Source organism: Paenibacillus sp. R-74696, from assembly GCF_055814915.1.
The window spans coordinates 380,363-398,232 of record NZ_JBPULM010000031.1 but is presented as its reverse complement, the minus strand read 5'-3'; the positions used below and the strand labels follow the sequence as shown (position 1 = coordinate 398,232).

Annotated in this window: 13 protein-coding genes; 4 read left to right on the top strand and 9 right to left on the bottom strand. The window is 45.6% G+C overall.

Annotated elements, in window-relative coordinates:
- Positions 1–113 precede the first annotated feature (113 nt).
- From rfbD to rfbA, 4 genes are read right to left on the bottom strand one after another with little or no spacing between them, the layout of a single operon-like run.
- Positions 114–968 (bottom strand): dTDP-4-dehydrorhamnose reductase, encoded by an 855-nt coding sequence (rfbD, locus tag ACSR9A_RS16705; protein ID WP_473758389.1) that lies wholly within the window; start codon positions 966–968, stop codon positions 114–116.
- An 11-nt stretch (positions 969–979) separates the two neighbouring features.
- Entirely contained in the window at positions 980–2,032 is a 1,053-nt protein-coding gene (gene rfbB, locus ACSR9A_RS16700; protein WP_473758388.1) for a dTDP-glucose 4,6-dehydratase, read from the bottom strand.
- A 34-nt stretch (positions 2,033–2,066) separates the two neighbouring features.
- A complete protein-coding gene (rfbC, locus tag ACSR9A_RS16695; RefSeq protein ID WP_473758387.1) occupies positions 2,067–2,618 on the bottom strand; it encodes a dTDP-4-dehydrorhamnose 3,5-epimerase in 552 nt (183 codons plus the stop codon).
- A 36-nt stretch (positions 2,619–2,654) separates the two neighbouring features.
- A complete protein-coding gene (gene rfbA / locus ACSR9A_RS16690; protein ID WP_473758386.1) occupies positions 2,655–3,527 on the bottom strand; it encodes a glucose-1-phosphate thymidylyltransferase RfbA in 873 nt (290 codons plus the stop codon).
- Positions 3,528–3,834: 307 nt separating this feature from the next.
- On the opposite strand from rfbA, the gene ACSR9A_RS16685 reads away from it, so the two are divergent.
- The 3 genes from ACSR9A_RS16685 to ACSR9A_RS16675 all read left to right on the top strand — a co-directional run bounded on the left by ACSR9A_RS16685 (position 3,835) and on the right by ACSR9A_RS16675 (position 7,784).
- Positions 3,835–6,075 carry an O-antigen ligase family protein gene (locus ACSR9A_RS16685; RefSeq protein ID WP_473758385.1) on the top strand — a complete coding sequence of 747 codons (2,241 nt, stop codon included), beginning with the start codon at positions 3,835–3,837 and terminating at the stop codon, positions 6,073–6,075.
- A 194-nt stretch (positions 6,076–6,269) separates the two neighbouring features.
- A complete protein-coding gene (locus ACSR9A_RS16680) occupies positions 6,270–7,310 on the top strand; it encodes a M23 family metallopeptidase (RefSeq protein ID WP_473758384.1) in 1,041 nt (346 codons plus the stop codon).
- A gap of 24 nt (positions 7,311–7,334) precedes the next feature.
- Positions 7,335–7,784, top strand: coding sequence for a bactofilin family protein (locus ACSR9A_RS16675; protein ID WP_341281410.1), 450 nt, complete (start codon positions 7,335–7,337; stop codon positions 7,782–7,784).
- A gap of 272 nt (positions 7,785–8,056) precedes the next feature.
- Here ACSR9A_RS16675 and ACSR9A_RS16670 read toward each other — a convergent pair whose 3' ends face one another.
- The 4 genes from ACSR9A_RS16670 to ACSR9A_RS16655 form a co-directional block, all read right to left on the bottom strand.
- The gene (locus ACSR9A_RS16670; RefSeq protein ID WP_473758382.1) at positions 8,057–8,860 is read right to left on the bottom strand and encodes an ABC transporter permease; all 804 of its coding nucleotides are present in this window, start codon (positions 8,858–8,860) and stop codon (positions 8,057–8,059) included.
- A complete protein-coding gene (locus ACSR9A_RS16665) occupies positions 8,853–9,755 on the bottom strand; it encodes an ABC transporter ATP-binding protein (protein WP_473758438.1) in 903 nt (300 codons plus the stop codon). The genes ACSR9A_RS16670 and ACSR9A_RS16665 overlap by 8 nt, the downstream gene beginning before the upstream one ends.
- 685 nt (positions 9,756–10,440) lie before the next feature.
- Complete coding sequence (locus tag ACSR9A_RS16660; protein WP_473758381.1) at positions 10,441–11,376, bottom strand: LCP family glycopolymer transferase; 936 nt, start codon at positions 11,374–11,376, stop codon at positions 10,441–10,443.
- A gap of 13 nt (positions 11,377–11,389) precedes the next feature.
- A complete protein-coding gene (locus ACSR9A_RS16655) occupies positions 11,390–11,821 on the bottom strand; it encodes a PilZ domain-containing protein (RefSeq protein WP_473758380.1) in 432 nt (143 codons plus the stop codon).
- Between the two features lie 428 nt (positions 11,822–12,249).
- Between ACSR9A_RS16655 and ACSR9A_RS16650 the strand changes: the two genes are divergently transcribed.
- Positions 12,250–12,618 (top strand): helix-turn-helix domain-containing protein, encoded by a 369-nt coding sequence (locus ACSR9A_RS16650; RefSeq protein ID WP_338554856.1) that lies wholly within the window; start codon positions 12,250–12,252, stop codon positions 12,616–12,618.
- A gap of 544 nt (positions 12,619–13,162) precedes the next feature.
- Here the strand turns inward: ACSR9A_RS16650 and gltB are convergent.
- Positions 13,163–17,764 (bottom strand): glutamate synthase large subunit, encoded by a 4,602-nt coding sequence (gene gltB / locus ACSR9A_RS16645; RefSeq protein WP_473758378.1) that lies wholly within the window; start codon positions 17,762–17,764, stop codon positions 13,163–13,165.
- Between the last annotated feature and the right edge of the window lie 106 nt (positions 17,765–17,870).

The window sequence follows — 17,870 nt, the reverse complement described above, 5'->3', positions numbered from 1 at the left end:
AAAATGTAAAACTTAATTACTAGAGCTATACTTACCCCTTACAAAACTACCGTCAACGTAATTTTGTAAGGGGTGAGGATATTTTAAAAAATAAAAAGCAGTAAACAAAAAGTTTAGCTTTTAATAATTCCAATTTTATTTAAATAGCGCCCCAGCGCATCTTGCCAAGTTGGCAGACGGCCGAAACCCGCCTGATCAAGCGTAGATTTAGACAAATTAGAATAACTAGGTCTTTTAACAACGGTTGGATATTCACTTGATTTAATAAAATTAACTGTTGTGTTATACCCTGCCTGCCGAAAAATTTCAGTTGCAAATTCCGCCCAACTGCAAAACCCCTCATTAGTCACATGGTAAACACCATATTTTTCTGTTTTTATCATTTCTACAATAAGCATTGCTAAATCTTCAGTAAACGTAGGCGAGCCAATTTGATCAGCAACAACATTAATTTCATCCTGGTTTTTACTGAGCTTCAGCATGGTGCTTACAAAGTTATTTCCATTGACGCCAAATGACCAAGAAGTTCTAATTATAAAATGTTTTTCTACAGTTTGTAATACTTCCATTTCACCCTCTAATTTGGTTTGGCCATAAACCGACAATGGTTTCGTTTTAGAATATACTTCGTAAGGTATTTTCTCTTCACCAGAAAAAACATAATCTGTACTTATATAAACAAGCTTTGCATCTATCTCCTTGCAAACCTTTGCTATATTAGCAGTAGCCTCAACGTTTATTAATCGACATTGTGCTGCATGGCTTTCTGCTTTATCAACATTAGTGAACGCCGCACAGTGTATTACAACGCTCGGCAAATAATTTTTAATGAATTCTGCTGTTTTGTCCATATCGCTAATATCTAGCATTTGCCTATCCAGGCCATAGAATTCCGTTCCTTGCGATTCCAGAAACTGGACAATGTCCTGTCCCAGCAATCCTTTAGCGCCTGTTACTAACACTTTCATGGACATGTCTCCTAAGGATACATTCTGGAGTAATACTCCTTATACTCTCCACTTTTCACATTATTAAGCCATTCTTTATTATCTAGATACCAACGTATTGTCATTCGAATTCCTTCTTCAAACATAACACGCGGCTCCCAATCTAATTCCTCTTTCATCTTGGCAGCATCTATTGCATATCTCCGGTCATGCCCTAGTCTATCCTTAACGTAGCTTATTAAGCTTTCTGGTTTATCTAGCTCTTGTAAAACCAATTTCACAATTTCAATATTGGTCTTTTCATTATGCCCGCCTACATTGTACACTTCTCCTGATTTCCCTTTATGGAGTACAGCAGCAATTGCACTGCAATGATCTTCAACATATAGCCAGTCCCTAACATTCAAACCATCCCCATATATAGGAAGCTCCTTGTTTTCAAGTGCATTCGATATCATTAAAGGGATAAGTTTTTCAGGAAACTGGTAAGGACCATAATTATTAGAGCATCTTGTTATACTTACATTTAACCCAAATGTCTCATGATAGGCTCTTACAAACATATCGGCAGATGCCTTGCTTGCTGAGTAAGGGCTGTTAGGAGCTAGAGGAGTTGCTTCTGTAAAATAGCCGGTTTCGCCAAGCGAGCCATACACTTCATCTGTTGAAACTTGTAAATACTTTTGATTCGTATAGGGAGCAGTCCAATATTTCCTACATGCATCAAGCAGAACACGAGTACCTTCAATATTCGTCTTCAGAAATATTTGTGGGTCGGTGATGCTGCGATCCACATGAGATTCTGCAGCAAAATTCAATACATAATTAGGTTGATGTTGTTCAAAAATTTTCTCAACTAATTCACTATCACAAATATCGCCTTTGACAAAAACATAGTTGCTGTTGTTCTCAACTTCTTTCATATTATCAAGATTCCCCGCATACGTTAAAGCATCAAGGTTAATAATTTTGTAATTAGGAAATTGCTTAAACATGTGCAAAATAAAATTACTCCCAATAAAACCTGCTCCCCCCGTCACTAAAAGGGTTGCTTGTTGTACTTCGCGTTCTTCTTTGACTGACACTTTATTCTCCTCCTAATATATACATATGCATTTGTTATAAGATTTGTTCAGATAGCGTTTTTAAATTTTTATCTTTTTCAGACAGCAAAACTTCTTCCAGTTGTTCAATCGGCCATTCTATTCCAATTTCGGGATCATTCCACAGCACACCAGCATCGAATTCTGGATAATAAAAGTCAGTACATTTATAGGCAAATTCTGCTTCTTCAGATAAAACTACAAAACCGTGTGCAAAGCCCTCTGGAACGTAAAACTGTTTTTTATTTTCCCCTGTAAGAATAATACCTTCCCACTGTTTATAAGTAGGTGAGTCTTTTCTCAAGTCTACAGCTACATCAAATACTTCTCCCGATAATACGCGAACTAGCTTTCCTTGTGGATGCTGAGTCTGAAAGTGAAGCCCGCGAAGAACCCCTTTACGCGACTTGGATTGGTTATCTTGAACAAACTCCATATCCAGCCCTGCTGCTTTAAAATCATTAAAATTATACGTCTCCATGAAATATCCACGTTCATCTCCAAAAACTTTAGGCTCTATAATCGTCAAACCTTCAATTTTCGTTTTCACAAAATTAAACTGTCCCATCAAGATCCTCCTCAATGAATCGGTATTCCCTTACCTCTAATTAAAACCTTCCGCAACTTGCACTAAATATTGACCATATTCACTTTTCATAAGTGGACTCGCTAATTCAAGAAGCTGCTCTTTCGAAATAAACTTTTTGATGAACGCAATCTCCTCAACACAAGCTATATATAGCCCTTGACGCTTTTGCACTGCCTCGACAAAATTGCTCGCCTCTAACATTGTATCATGTGTCCCAGTATCCATCCATGCCATGCCTCTACCGAGCAATTTCACATTTAGCTTACCTTTGCTAAGATACTGATTATTAACTTCAGTAATTTCTAGCTCTCCGCGGGCCGATGGCTTGATACTTTTTGCTATCTCAACTACGGAATTATCATAGAAATAAAGACCTGGAACCGCATAATGCGACTTAGGCTTTGCAGGCTTTTCTTCTATAGATAAAACTTTCCCGTTGTTATCATATTCAATTACTCCGTATGCTTGAGGGTTTTTCACAAAAAATCCGAAGATTGTTGCCCCTTCCTCCAGCTTGGTAGCTTCCTCAAGAATCCGCCCAAAACTTTGCCCATAAAAAATATTATCGCCTAAAATTAATGCTACAGAATCATTTCCTATAAATTCCTCTCCAATAATGAAAGCTTCGGCCAACCCATTAGGTGCTTCCTGTACGGCATATGTTATAAACAAACCTAAATCAGACCCATTGCCAAATAATTCTTCAAAAATTTTAATATCTCTAGGAGTCGAGATAATGAGAATTTCCCGAATACCAGCTAACATTAGGACAGAAAGCGGATAATAAATCATAGGTTTATCATAAACTGGAACGATTTGCTTAGATATTGCTTTTGTTATAGGATATAATCTTGTACCTGACCCACCCGCGAGAATAATTCCTTTCATTTACCTTAAAAACCCCTCTCAAAAGTATCTATAAATAACTAACTATGTATTTCTCTGAATAATTATAATCATAAGAAAAAGATCGAATAAAGTAACTTTCTGACGTTTACACACAGAGTCATTCTATCAAAATTACTATACGAATACTACTCTCATTCCTCAAATCCCAGAAAAACCAAGCTAAGTCTACTGGTTTCTGAAATGAAACCTGTCACTTCTTCACACTCCCCCATATAGTAATCCCCCCCATCATTTGTTAAAATAACTCTATGAAGAAATCTACTACGCATACAAGGAGTACATATTAATGAGTGCAAGGAAAAATGCAACACAAAACACAGCGGGATTAGCAAAAGAGCAGCCGCTGTTGCAAGGGTTACTGACGCTCGGCCTAGCCTTGTTCGTCCTTATTTTCCCATACGATCGCGGATTGTTCAATGGCTACGAATATGGCTTTGAGTCTCCCATTTACAACGCAGCCATCTATGGCTACGTTCTACTCGCCGCAACCGCCTTGTTCGCTTATCTCACGGGCTGGAAACTGAACAACCACCGCAGCGTGCTGTCGATTGCGATTTTGCTGCTGCCGGCCATCTATTGGCTATCTTCATTGCAGGCCGTCTCCAGCTATTATGCCAAATTTATGACGTTTGTCTTTTTCCTGCTCGCTGCCCTGTTTCTGACCAGTCTCTATGCCGCTGGAAAAGTACAGATGCGCAAATGGCTGGAATACGGGGTTATGCTGTCTGCCTATTTAATCGTATTTTTCGGCCTGCTGAACTTGTTCGGCCAGCAATATTACAAAGACGCCATGTGGCTTGCCCATGACGGCTACCGGCTCAGCTCAGTCTTCCAATATTCCAATACTTACGCTGGCTTCCTGATTGCCATCTTTCTGATCGCCGCTTATTATGCGGCAACCTGTGAGCGCTGGTACATGCGTCTTGCTAATTCCATTATGCTCGTACCGATTTTAATTTCCTTTTTTCTCGCTTATTCGCGGGGCGCCATCGTTATCATACCGGTAATGCTTATTGTGATTCTACCTTTCCTGAAGCTGGCTAGACAGTTTGCTTATGTCGTTTATGCTGGTCTATCCGCTTTGCTGACTCTCGTTATTTTGGGCAAAATTACGGCTAATACAGAAGCGATTTCCGCAATTGTCCAGCCGACCGAAACGAAAGTAGCGACGACGATCTCGATGTTCGACAAGCTGCCGCTGCAAAGCTGGGCACTGCTTGCTGGCGCTACCCTTGTTAATGCAGGGCTGATTATACTTATACACAAGAAGCTATTCCCTTGGATTGAAAATAAAAGTGAGCGCCTTGCGCAGCGCAAATGGGCATTTGCTGCTTTTCCCGCTGCGATTATCGTTGTCGGACTATTAGCAGCAGTATTGCTTATTACAAGCGATGGCATACGTGATCTGCTGCCTGAGAAAATCGCTTCCCGCTTTGAAAACATCAACTTGCAGCAGCACAGCGTTCTCGAGCGCTGGACCTTCTATGAGGACGGTCTTAAGGTTGCCAAAGACTATCCGCTGCTCGGAGCAGGCGGAGGCGGCTGGCAGGCTCTTTATGAGCAATACCAGAACAATCCTTATTGGAGCAGACAAGCGCACAGCTTCTTCATTCAAACGCTGGTTGAGGTAGGCTGGATTGGATTTGCTGCGCTGATTGGGCTGCTTGTATACACCTACTTCTTATATATCCGCTCATATATTCGTCACCCAGAGCGCCGAGGCAGCCACTTGATCTTTTTTATTTTGGCAACGACGCTGCTGCTGCATAGCGCCATCGATTTTGATATGAGTTACGTCTATTTGAGCGCTTTGCTGTTCATCAGCTTGGGTGCTATGATCGCACCGTACGGCAAATCGCTAGCGTTTAAACACAGAGAAGAAAATGTACAGGGCAGCACCGTAAAATGGATCTATCCATCTGCAATCGGCGTGCTGGCAATTGTCCTGCTAGTCGGCTCCGCACGCGAGAACAGCGCAAACCACACGTTCCAAGAAACGTACAATACGGCTGCTGCCGGACAGGCTCAGCTTAACCAACTGCTGCCTTCGCTTGACAAAGCCATTAAGACGTCTCCTGATCATTCCGTATTCAGCTTGACGAAATATCAATGGCTCATGCAGGCCTATGAGCAAACGCAAAATGCTACCATGAAAGAACAGGCGCTGCAGACGCTTGCAGCGGGCAAAGCGAATGATCCTTATAATCGCACCTTTATTTTGGCCCAATACGAAAATTTCAAAAAGGACGGCAACATAACGGAAATGCTTAAAGTGCTGGAAGAAGGCATTAGCAAATTCCGATGGGATATTGTTTTATATGATCATGCGATTGTAGAATACGCCGCTGCTATGAGCAGCGATGCTGGCAACGCGGATACTTACCGCACGCGGGCGCTGGAAATTAAAGCAGAAGTCGAGCGGCGCATTGCCCAGCTCGCAACGCTGCCTCCTGAGCAATCACAAGGTCGAGATTTCAACTTCACCCCTGCCATGCAGCAGGCACTGGCTGAGATCGAAAGTAAATAATTCTCCTACGGACAAGCGTCTCCCGAGTCGCGTCTTCAAACGGTTAAATCTAGCATGTTTTAACGCATGCCCCCGTTTAAAGACGCTTCCTAGGAGGCGCTTTTCCTATTTTTCTGACATGTTTCCCGCCGCCGCAGAATAAATTGCATTAGAACGTTCTAAATTCTCATACCGGCCGGAAGGAGAAACCTCTATTGAATCGATCGCCCCATTCAAAGTGGTCGTTTGTAGTCATGCGCGGCGCCGACAAAACCGTCAAGCAGTTTCATGTCTCAAAGCGATCCGTCATTGCGGCTCCCGCCGCAGCCGCACTAGCCGTGTCGGGCTGCTTTGCCGCGCTGCAGCTCAAATCCGTCTTTGAGCTGCATGAGCTCGAGGCGCAGCTTGTGGAGCAGGCAACGCAGCAGGATGAACAAACGCAGCAGTATCAGCATACCGTCGCCAATAAGGATGAGACGATCCTCGCCCTACAGCAGCAGCTGGCAAGCCTTGCCCAGCAAACCGAGGACATGCAGACGCGTGTAGATGAGCTCCTCGCACTGGAAAACAAGCTCAAAGCGTTCATCGACAAATATGGCAGCTCTGATTCTGGGATAGACACAAGCAGCCACAAGCCTCAGCAGCAATCTGAACAGCTGTACAAGCGCGAGCAGGCTTTGGCACAGCAAGCCGGTTATGATGCCAGCGGTTCCCTGCAAACGAACGGGATGTCCTTTCGAGCTTTGGCTTCTTCAACCTCATTTGACGTTCAATCGTTGAGCGCAATGGTCGATTCTTTGGAGGAAACGATGGAACAGACGCTTCGGCAAGCTCAAACAAGAAGGCAGCAGGTCGATTCCTATCCATCGGGCTGGCCTACCTATTCGAAGAAGCTGACCTCCAGCTTCGGCTACCGCAAGGACCCTTTTACAGGGAAAGCTGTCTTTCATGCCGGTATTGATATTGGCGGCAAAGCAGGCGACCCTGTTTTCAGCGCGGCGGATGGAACGATTAAGGAGGTTGGCACTGGAGGCTCAGAGGGCAACTATATTATTGTCGACCATCATAACGGACTGTACAGCGTCTATATGCATTTGCAAAGCATGGAAGCCAAGGAGGGAGAACAGGTCGTACGGGGCGAGAAAATCGGCCTGCTAGGCTCTACTGGCAGAAGTACAGGACCTCATCTTCATTTTCAAATTATGCAGGGCGATGAGGCCGTCAACCCTTTGCCTTACTTGCTTCAACCATCCTAAGCTGCGAAACAAGGAGGTTTTTCCATGTCTATTTTCAAGGAAAACAAACGAATATCCCCCACGGATACACTGATTGGTCAAGGTACCCATGTGGAAGGCAAGCTGATCTGTGAAGCAGGCCTGCGCATCGAAGGCGAATACCGTGGAGACATTGAATGTGCAGGAGATGTCATTATTGGCGAATCTGGGATAGCGCGTTCTAACATAACTGCGAAGGATTTGACTGTAGCGGGCAAGCTATTCGGCGATATTACGACGAAGGGGCGGCTCACCATTACCGCAACTGGACAAATTACAGGGAACATTAACGCCCATTCCTTAATCATTCAAGATGGCGGAAGCTTCAATGGCAGCAGCCATATGGAACGGGGGCAGGCCCCGCTCACACGCCCGCTCTCCGAAACAGACGGTACAGGCAAAGAAACGGCTGCTAAGGACGGCAGCAATCGGGATAAAGCCCGTCAGGCAGTCTAGCAAGCGGCTAACGTATTTCAATGAACGGCACATAAGAAGCAGCTTGAAGCACACAGCTGAAAACACATAGAACAAGCAATCCGGATTGGATTAAGAGAAGCAGCCTGCAAGCATCATTAGAGAACATACGAAAGCAGGGCAGGCGATAATTCGCCTGCCCTGTACTATTTTTCACACCCGCTTGCTCTCTTATTCAGGAGCCAGGCTGGCAAGCCTTCTTTTTCAGCGGACTAAAGCCCCCCCAAGCTTCCCTCATGCTTGTACGCCCCTCTCTAAGCGCCAACGTCACGCTTCTCGAACACGAACCAGGTGAGCGCTGCAAATAGCGCGTAATAGACGGCAAGCACGCTAATCGCGAAGCCTAGCGTCCGACCGCCTACGTCTCCAACCAAATAAGGCACCAAATCCAATTGGACAAAAAACAAGTAGTCCACCCATTCATAATTGATTAGCCCGATAAAAGGACCAACAGAAATGGAGGAAAATACGAGAAAAATCGATAATCCAATGGCAAGTCCGCCGCTTCGAAATACCGTTGACAGCATAAACGCTATCATTGATGTCACAAGCAATGCAATAAAGCGCATCACATAATATTTCATATTATATACCGCTGCCGACCCTTCATATTGTCCCTCGTCCATGAAAAAGCCATGAATCTCTCCAGCCGTTACATTCGTAGAATCAAAAAACAAAAAATTGAACGCAATAGTAAATGCATATAACAGCACGACCTGGAACAGCGCGAACAATACGACCGAAATGTATTTGGACAATAAAATTTTCCATCTCATCCATGGGCGAATGAGCAGCAGCTTAATCGTTCCGCTCGTGAACTCCTCAGCAACACTCCCAGCCGCAACAACGGCTGTGAACATCGCAATAAGCAAGTAACCTACAGCTGATTCATATTTTACAAGTGTCCACATCGATGTCGCACTGTCTTTGGACATAAAATAAACTGGTACGGTCATAAATACAACCAACGCCAGCAGCAGACCCGTCATAATCCAGGTTCTTGTGCGGAGATAGATTTTCATATTTTCATTCAATAGCAGCTTGCTGAAGTTATACAATATGACCGCCCCCCGTCTTCTCGAGGAACCGATCCTCTAAAGATTGATACTGTGCCTGAATGGCATATACTTTAATGCCTGCCGCTACGAGCCTTGCATTAAAGATTGCGACCGCTTCTTTATCCGCCCCAATAGCGATGGCTTGGCCAGCCCTTTCCCCTGTTATCCCCTCAGCTGCTGCAACAGCAAGCGCCGCCTCTAAATCGTCTACTTCAAAAACAACCCGCTGCATTGCCGTTTGTTCTGACTCCCTGTTTTTCTCAACCCTGACAACCTCCACAAGCTTGCCCTGCTGGATTATGGCCACCCGGTCGCACATTAGCTCCATCTCGGCTAGCAAATGGCTGGAGACGAATATCGCCAGTCCTTCTTGCTTGGCCAGCCTTTGCAAATAATCCCGCAGCTCACGAATACCCATGGGATCAAGTCCATTCGTCGGCTCATCCAAAATAAGCAGCTTTGGACGATGCAAAATCGCCTGTGCTACGCCCAGCCGCTGCCGCATCCCCAGCGAATAGGTATTAACTTTATCATGAATGCGCGAGCCAAGCCCGACAAGCTCCGTCACCTCCTGAATCCGTGAATGCTCAACACCAGGAACCATTCGGGCAAAATGAACCAAATTTTGATAACCGGTCATATATTTGTACATCTCGGGATTTTCGACAATGGCGCCGACATGGCGAATCGCTTTCTCAAAATGCTTTGAGATGCTGTGACCATCGATTTTGATTTCGCCTTCCGTTATTGAAATGAGGCCGACCATCATTCGGATCATGGTTGTCTTTCCTGCTCCATTCGGACCAAGGAAGCCGAATACTTCACCAGCCGGCAAGTCAAGGCTAAGATGATCAATGATCGTCCGTTTGCCGATGCGCTTCGTTACATTTAGCATTTGTACGATTGGCTGCTCCAATTTCTATTTCCTCCTTCTCCAGTGGACCGCATGTCCTCTTACATTTCTAATAGCAATCTAATACTGATCTAACATTAATCCGACTGCATCTAACCCTACCTAGTATAATCGAATAAGGAAACGATTGGAACATGCACGCAAGTAGCAGCAATGAAATAGAAAAAACCTCCTGCTACACAACTTCTGTAGTCAGGAGGTTTTGGCTTGCCGGATAGAAGCTCGTTTGATAGGGATCATAATCAGATTTGGCAGTTAATGGGATGACTTCACCTGTTACGCTTTGCAATTGTGCCTCCAACTTATTAGCATGGCCAGCTTGTGCCTGAGCACAAGCTCTACAGCACCCTAGCCGATTTACTACTCGGAAAAATCCGGTTCGGAATAACACATTCGCTTGCCCTGTAGGTATCATGTTTTGGCATCCGACGCAATAGAACTGCTCCTGAAGCTGAATCACCTGATCACTCCTTGTATACTTATTGTATCACTTTTATGTAAAATGTTACGTAATGTATCTGTTTGTTTATATTTTATGGTATTTAGCGAATAATGTCAACAAAAAACTCAAATTTTGTCGTCTTACAGAAGCATCGAACCCTGACAACATTTTGTCAGGGCCCTTATCATTTTTTTATAAGAGCAGAAGGCTTTAAACCTCATCCATTTATATGCTCATTTGTTTTTTAAGAAGCTCGTGAATTCGATTGCGTTCTTGATCGCCGACGATATAATACCAAACCTTATCAATCATCGTCCCGCTGCCGCCTATTTCAACGCTATCCAGCTTTTCGATCCCTGTCCCATATTCCTTAAAAAAGATTTTCATCTCATCAAAGGTAATATTCGTCCTCACATTGTCGCCCATCTCCGCAAGCAGATTGCTTAATTGTGCAGCGCCATATAGGGTAAACACATTGGAAATGAGCTGCTTTAGGACAGCGCGCTGACGGTCATTTCTTCCCCTGTCCCCTTTCGGGTCCTCGTATCTCATGCGAGAATAAAGCAGCGCCTGTTCACCATTTAACTGAATTGGCCCTTGCTCAAACGTATAACCGCTGAAATCAAAAGCATATGGATTGTTGACGGTTACTCCGCCAAGCTTGTCAATGATTTTCGAGAAACCTTCCATATTGACCCGAATATAATAATCAATCGGATAATCAAGAAAATGCTCCACCGTCAGCTTTGACATTTCCACCCCGCCAAAAGCGTAGGCATGGTTTATTTTGTCCGTCGTGCCATGTCCAATAATCTCCGTTCTCGTATCACGCGGAATGTTGAACATAAAGACCGAATGCTTGAGCGGATTCACTCCCATGACAATCATGGTGTCTGTTCGTCCGCGATCATTTGTCCTCTCATCTACTCCCATTACTAATACGGTGAAGGGCTTCTGCCCGATTATTGCTTCTTCTATGCCGGATACCTGCAGCTCCGAATCTGAGCTTACGTACGGAGTAGAAATGATGGGCTCAAACATATCAGCAGCCGTTTTTTCAAACTTTCCATAAAGATACCAGCTGTATAAAGCCGTTCCCAAGCCTGCGACCAGGCATACGGTACTGACGACGATAAGCGAGCGTTTAACCCAACGTTTCACCCGAAAATCCTCCTCATTTGACAAAAGTGCTTCTTGCGTTCAAACTGCGGTATAGCTGATGGATTTTCCGCTGCTGCGGATGTTGGGCGAGTAATTCTTCATTTAATAGGCGGGTAATAATGGATTTGATAAGCAGTGGGGGCTCAAAATGCATACCGTACTCGAAAACATTATCCGTTCGTTTACGCCAAACCACATTTCCCTGAAGCCGGATGTTTTTGCCGGACAGCTTCATGCGAATTTCTACCATATACAGCCGATGCACGGGGAGCCTTAAAGAAGACCAGAAGCATAACCCCTCCTGGCTTAAATTCAGCACCAGTACCGTTCCAGTAGATGGACTTATTAAAATGCCATGCCGATTGAGCAGCCTCAGCCCTGCCTTAATGCCTGGCTTCAGCTTTAAACGGACCTTGCTGCGCGAATTTTCTTCTTTAGCATCCATTTATTTCTCCTTATAGGTATAAAGTGATAGAGCCTTGGAAATAATTCGATACATTATGTATCAATCTTTTCCTCCACTTTAAGATACAATATGTATCATGTCAAGCAAAAAAAACGTCTAACAATATTTTTTGCGACATTTCGTTGCAACAAATGCAAATCTAACGTTTCCGTATTAATATAGGTGTAGCAGTAATAATCCAATATGTGTGTATACAAACTAGGTTTTGCATAGCAAAACCTGCCGTTTATATGTTGTAAGTACGTTTATGCTTACGAAGTCAGTTTGCTTCGCAAACTTAAGTTTATGCTTACGATGCTGGTTTGCTACGCAAACCTACGTTTATGCTTACGAAGTCAGTTTGCTTCGCAAACCTAAGTTTATGCTTACGATGCTGGTTTGCTACGCAAACCTTTAGGAGGGGTCATATGAATATAGGCAGCAGAATTGCTCAATTGAGAGATGACAGACATTGGACACAAGAGCAAACCGCAGCAAAGCTTGGCATTTCACGTGCTGCTTTATCTCATTACGAGAAAAATCGCCGGGAACCGGATTCCGAGACATTGAAAAAATTTGCAGATCTATACCAAGTGTCCGTAGATTTTCTAGTTGGACGCACCCTTCATCCGCAAACGGTGCTTAGCGACGACGTTCGCAATTTTACCGAGCATTTGGAGTTAGCCGATGATGAGATATTGGAGAAGTTTAATTTGAGTATTGATGGGCGTAAGTTGACAGTGGAAGAAACGAAACGGTTTATAGCTTTTGTACGAGCGGAGAGAATGATGAATTAGACTATTTATTTGGATGGTGGATTCGCTAGCGGCGGCCATTTCTCTGGAGGAATTCCCATTTGGATAAGTATATCCTTAATATCTAATTCAATACGGCCTGAATTTTTCTCTGCCATCTTCGTATCCGACTCCTGCCTTATGTATAGTTTGAACAATACTGTTATTATACCCAATAGCTTACTGGGAATTTGTCGTAAGGTGGGAGCACGATTGTTCTTTTTTTGTTGTTTTTTTGTCGAATTACGTAGATTTAAGGTAAATATTATGTGATTTTTGAAATACTTTTCATTTTTCCTAAATAAGTGAACACTCCTTGTTCGGAAAAGAAAACGGTAAAATCTGCCGACCTAAGCAAATGCTAGTTATGGTTTGGCACAAGGTGAAATGGCTGTCGCCGCCCTCCGGCGGCAAAGCTAACGTTTCGCGTAGAAATATAGGAAAGGATGGAACAATCATATCCTTTCCTATATTTTTAAAAAAAGCAATGAAAAACGGCTCTCCTTATCGGAGAGCCGTTTTTCATTTATCTATTGGGCCACATGGATCAGCCGCCTGTGCGGGCAAGCTCTTTCATGCTGGCTTCAAATGCTGACAGCAGCGCTGCGTCTTCCGTCAAACCGGAATCTTCAGCTTTGCGGATATACTCCAGCATTTTCTTATAATCTTTCGGAATGACTTTTACGAAATTCGCAAGCGATAGATCCCAGTCATTCAGTACACGACCGCCAATAGCGCTATCCGTATAGGCAACATGGCGTTCAATCATGCCGCGTAATTCGGCAATGTCGACTTCCTCTTCAAGACGCTCCAGCAATACCATTTCGATATTGCAATGCTTGTAGAAGTCGCCTTGCTCGTCATAGATGTAAGCAACACCGCCGGACATCCCAGCTGCAAAGTTGCGTCCAGTCTGGCCAAGAATGACGACTCTGCCGCCCGTCATATATTCACAGCCATGGTCGCCCACGCCCTCAACAACAACGTTCACGCCGCTGTTGCGAACCGCGAAACGCTCGCCGGCAATACCGCGAATATAAGCTTCGCCGCTTGTTGCTCCGTAGAGTGCCGTGTTCCCGATAATGACATTTTCCTCAGCGACAAAGGTTGCTTTCGATGAAGGAGCCACAATGACCTTGCCTCCGGAAAGTCCTTTACCTACATAGTCATTCGAATCGCCTTCCAGCGATAGCGTAATACCTTGAGGAACGAAAGCGCCAAAGCTTTGGCCTGCCGAACCAACGAAGTGGAAGGAAATCGTATCCTCTGGCAAGCCTTTCGCGCCATAACGACGAGTCACTTCGCTGCCAAGCACCGTTCCCACAACACGGTTCGTATTCAAAATTGGGAATGTACCACGTACTTGCTCCCCATTTTCCAGAGCAGCTTTCGCTGCTGGTACCAGTTCCTGAACGTCAAGGGACAAATCCAAACCATGGTTTTGCTCTTGCGCACAGTAACGAATAGCATCCTGAGATACTTCCGGCTGATACAATAGCGGCGACAGGTCAAGACCTTTCGCTTTGTAATGATCAGCCAGATGCTTCGCTTCAAGAATATCTACGCGTCCAACCATCTCCTGAATCGTACGGAAACCAAGCTCAGCCATAATTTCGCGCAGCTCTTCACCAACAAAACGCAGGTAGTTGACCACATGGCTTGGATCACCCATAAATTTCGCGCGCAGCTCCGGATTTTGCGTTGCTACACCGACCGGACATGTGTCTAGTTGGCAAACGCGCATCATCACGCAACCGAGCACAACTAGTGGTGCTGTCGAGAAGCCATACTCTTCAGCGCCGAGCAAAACAGCGATCGCAACATCGCGTCCGTTCATCATTTTGCCGTCTGTTTCAAGCGTAACACGATCACGCAGGTTGTTGATCATCAGCGTCTGGTGGGTCTCAGCCAGACCAAGCTCCCACGGCAAGCCCGCATGACGAATCGAGTTCATAGGAGAAGCGCCCGTTCCTCCATCATAACCGCTGACCATAATAATGTCGGCGCGGCCTTTGGCAACACCTGCTGCAATCGTACCAACGCCAACCTCGGATACGAGTTTAACGTTAATGCGCGCGCGCGGGTTCGCATTTTTCAAATCATGAACCAGCTCAGCCAAATCCTCGATGGAATAAATATCATGATGCGGCGGAGGCGAGATCAAGCCTACACCTGGCGTGGAGCCACGAACCTCGGCAACCCAAGGGTACACTTTGCGTCCTGGCAGCTGTCCGCCTTCTCCAGGCTTCGCGCCTTGCGCCATCTTGATTTGAATTTCATCCGCATTGACCAAATAGTTGCTCGTTACGCCGAAGCGTCCCGATGCCACCTGCTTGATTGCACTGCGGCGGGAATCGCCGTTCTCATCCGGAATGAAGCGCGCTGGGTCCTCGCCGCCTTCTCCTGTATTCGAACGTCCGCCAAGGCGGTTCATCGCAATCGCTAGGCTTTCATGCGCTTCCTTGCTAATCGAGCCGAAGGACATCGCGCCTGTCTTAAAGCGTTTCATAATCGATTCCAGCGGTTCAACCTCTTCGATCGGAATCGCTGTTCTGCCATCCTTAAATCTCAGCAATGAACGAAGCATCATATGCTTCTTGTCCTCGCCTTGAACAAGATGGGAGAATTTTTTGTAAAGCTTATAATCATTGGAGCGAGCCGCCATCTGCAGGGTATGGATCGTCTGCGGACTAAATAGGTGGTCCTCGCCGTCTTTACGCCATTGGTATTCGCCGCCGGATTCCAGCTCCGTTACACGGCCTTCCTGTTCAGCGTAAGCCAAGTTGTGATATTTCAGCGTTTCTTCAGCAATAACATCAAGTCCAATACCGCCGATACGCGAAGGCGTCCAAGTGAAATACTCATTAATGAGCTCCTCTTTCAAGCCAAGCGCCTCGAAAATTTGAGCGCCACGGTACGATTGAATCGTGGAAATACCCATTTTGGACAACACTTTAGTTACGCCTTTAGTAGCTGCTTTAATGAAGTTTTTGACCGCTTTCTCATGCGAAATATTTCTCAGCAAGCCTTGGCGGATCATATCGTCAAGCGTCTCAAATGCCAGATACGGGTTAACGGCACTCACGCCGTAGCCGAGCAGCAGCGCAAAGTGATGAACCTCGCGCGGATCGCCGGATTCAAGCAAAATCGCTACTTTAGTCCGCGTACCTTGACGAATCAAATGGTGATGCAAAGCGGATACGGCAAGCAATGCCGGGATCGCTGCATTTTCTTTGTCGATACCGCGGTCGGACAAAATAAGAATATTATGCCCTTTGTCGATAACACGGTCTGCTGCTTCGCACATTTGCTTCAGTGCTGCGCGCAGACCCTCTTCTCCTTCACTAGCCGTGAAGAAGATCGGCAGCGTAATCGATTTGAAGCCCGGACGACGAACATGGCGTAGCTTCGCAAACTGCTCATTGGAAAGGAGCGGCGTCTCCAGCTTAATGTGGCGCGCACTTTCCGGCTCCGGCTTCAATAGGTTGCGCTCAGGTCCGATTGTTGTACCTACTGCAGTAATGATCTCCTCACGAATCGAATCGATTGGCGGGTTCGTTACTTGCGCAAACAGCTGTTTGAAATAGTTGTACAAGCGCTGAGGACGGTCTGACAATACAGCAAGCGGAGCATCGTAGCCCATCGAAGCAATCGGCTCCATGCCGCTGCTTGCCATAGGCTCAAGCACTTTGCGCAAATCTTCAAATGTATAGCCGAAAGATTGCTGGCGCTGCTGTACCGTCGCATGGTCAAGCTCCGGCAATTCCGGCGCATCCGGCAAATCTTCCAAATCGATCAAATGCTCGTTCAACCACTCGCGGTACGGCTGCTCCGTCGCGATTTGCTTCTTCACTTCCTCATCGGAGATGATACGGCCTTCCTTCGTATCGATGAGCAGCATCATACCCGGACGCAGGCGATCTTTATACAAAATATCCTCTGGCGGAATAACAACCGTCCCCGCCTCGGAGCCAAGAATAATATGATCGTCCTTCGTTACGTAATAACGAGCTGGACGCAAGCCATTGCGGTCCAGGAAAGCACCGATCTGCACGCCATCTGTAAAGGCCATTGCAGCTGGTCCATCCCAAGGCTCCATTAGAGTGCTGTGGTATTCATAGAAAGCTTTCTTGTCATCATCCATACCTTCGTGGTTGGACCATGGTTCTGGAACCATCATCATTGCCGCATGCGGCAATGAGCGACCGGACAAGTACAAAAATTCCAGCGTATTGTCAAACATCGCTGTATCCGAACCATCAGGATTAATAATCGGTTTAATTTTGTCCATGTCGCTGCCGAACAATTCGGTTTCAAACAGCGTCTGGCGAGCATGCATCCAGTTCACATTGCCGCGGAGCGTATTAATCTCCCCGTTGTGAATCAAATAATGGAACGGATGGGCACGTTCCCAGCTTGGGAAAGTGTTTGTACTAAAACGGGAGTGGACAAGCGCCATCGCTGTGACGACCGACTCATCATTCAGCTCCACATAGAAGGAGCCTACCTGCTCCGTCGTAAGCATGCCTTTATAAACGATTTTCTTCGTGGACAAGCTCGGGAAATAAAACATTTCTCCGCCCTCTTTGCCCGAGAATCGAATGGCGATTTCCGCCCGTTTGCGAATGACATACAGCTTGCGCTCGAATGCCAAGACGTCCTTCAAGCTCTCGTTCTTGCCAATAAATACTTGGCGGACAAAAGGCTTAACCGACTTAGCAGATTGACCGAGCTTTGCATCATTCGTCGGCACGGTACGCCAAGCAATGAGCGACTGGCCTTCTTCACGAATAATAGCTTCAAGATCGCTCTCCAGCGAACGGCGAACGTTCTCATCCTGCGGCAGAAACACCATACCTACGGCATATTCTCCTTCGCTTGGCAGTTCCACTTCCATTCGCTTCAGCTCATTTGCAAAAAACGCATGGGGGATTTGAAGCATAATTCCTGCTCCATCTCCAGTGTTTGGTTCGCTGCCTTGACCGCCGCGATGCTCCATATTCTCCAGCAACGTCAGCGCCTGGCGAATAATCTTGTGCGACTTTCTTCCTTTAATGTTCGCCACGAATCCCATGCCGCATGCATCTTTCTCAAATCGAGGATCATACAGACCTTGTTTCGGCGGTAATCCAAAAATTTTCTCTTTCATTGTGTGCAACCTTTCTATCAGAAGATTTTTGGGGCGTGCATAACAGAACCAAGCCGATCGCTGTGAGAACAAGCAGTTATGCTTCATCAAACAGGCTTATAGCTTG

Bases quoted from the DNA above. Each gene is read 5' to 3' on its own strand.
- rfbD (WP_473758389.1), bottom strand. From the start codon at position 968: ATGAAAGTGTTAGTAACAGGCGCTAAAGGATTGCTGGGACAGGACATT.
- rfbC (WP_473758387.1), bottom strand. From the start codon at position 2,618: ATGGGACAGTTTAATTTTGTGAAAACGAAAATTGAAGGTTTGACGATT.
- rfbA (WP_473758386.1), bottom strand. From the start codon at position 3,527: ATGAAAGGAATTATTCTCGCGGGTGGGTCAGGTACAAGATTATATCCT.
- ACSR9A_RS16685 (WP_473758385.1), top strand. From the start codon at position 3,835: ATGAGTGCAAGGAAAAATGCAACACAAAACACAGCGGGATTAGCAAAA.
- ACSR9A_RS16675 (WP_341281410.1), top strand. From the start codon at position 7,335: ATGTCTATTTTCAAGGAAAACAAACGAATATCCCCCACGGATACACTG.
- ACSR9A_RS16665 (WP_473758438.1), bottom strand. From the start codon at position 9,755: ATGCTAAATGTAACGAAGCGCATCGGCAAACGGACGATCATTGATCAT.
- ACSR9A_RS16655 (WP_473758380.1), bottom strand. From the start codon at position 11,821: ATGGATGCTAAAGAAGAAAATTCGCGCAGCAAGGTCCGTTTAAAGCTG.
- ACSR9A_RS16650 (WP_338554856.1), top strand. From the start codon at position 12,250: ATGAATATAGGCAGCAGAATTGCTCAATTGAGAGATGACAGACATTGG.
- gltB (WP_473758378.1), bottom strand. From the start codon at position 17,764: ATGAAAGAGAAAATTTTTGGATTACCGCCGAAACAAGGTCTGTATGAT.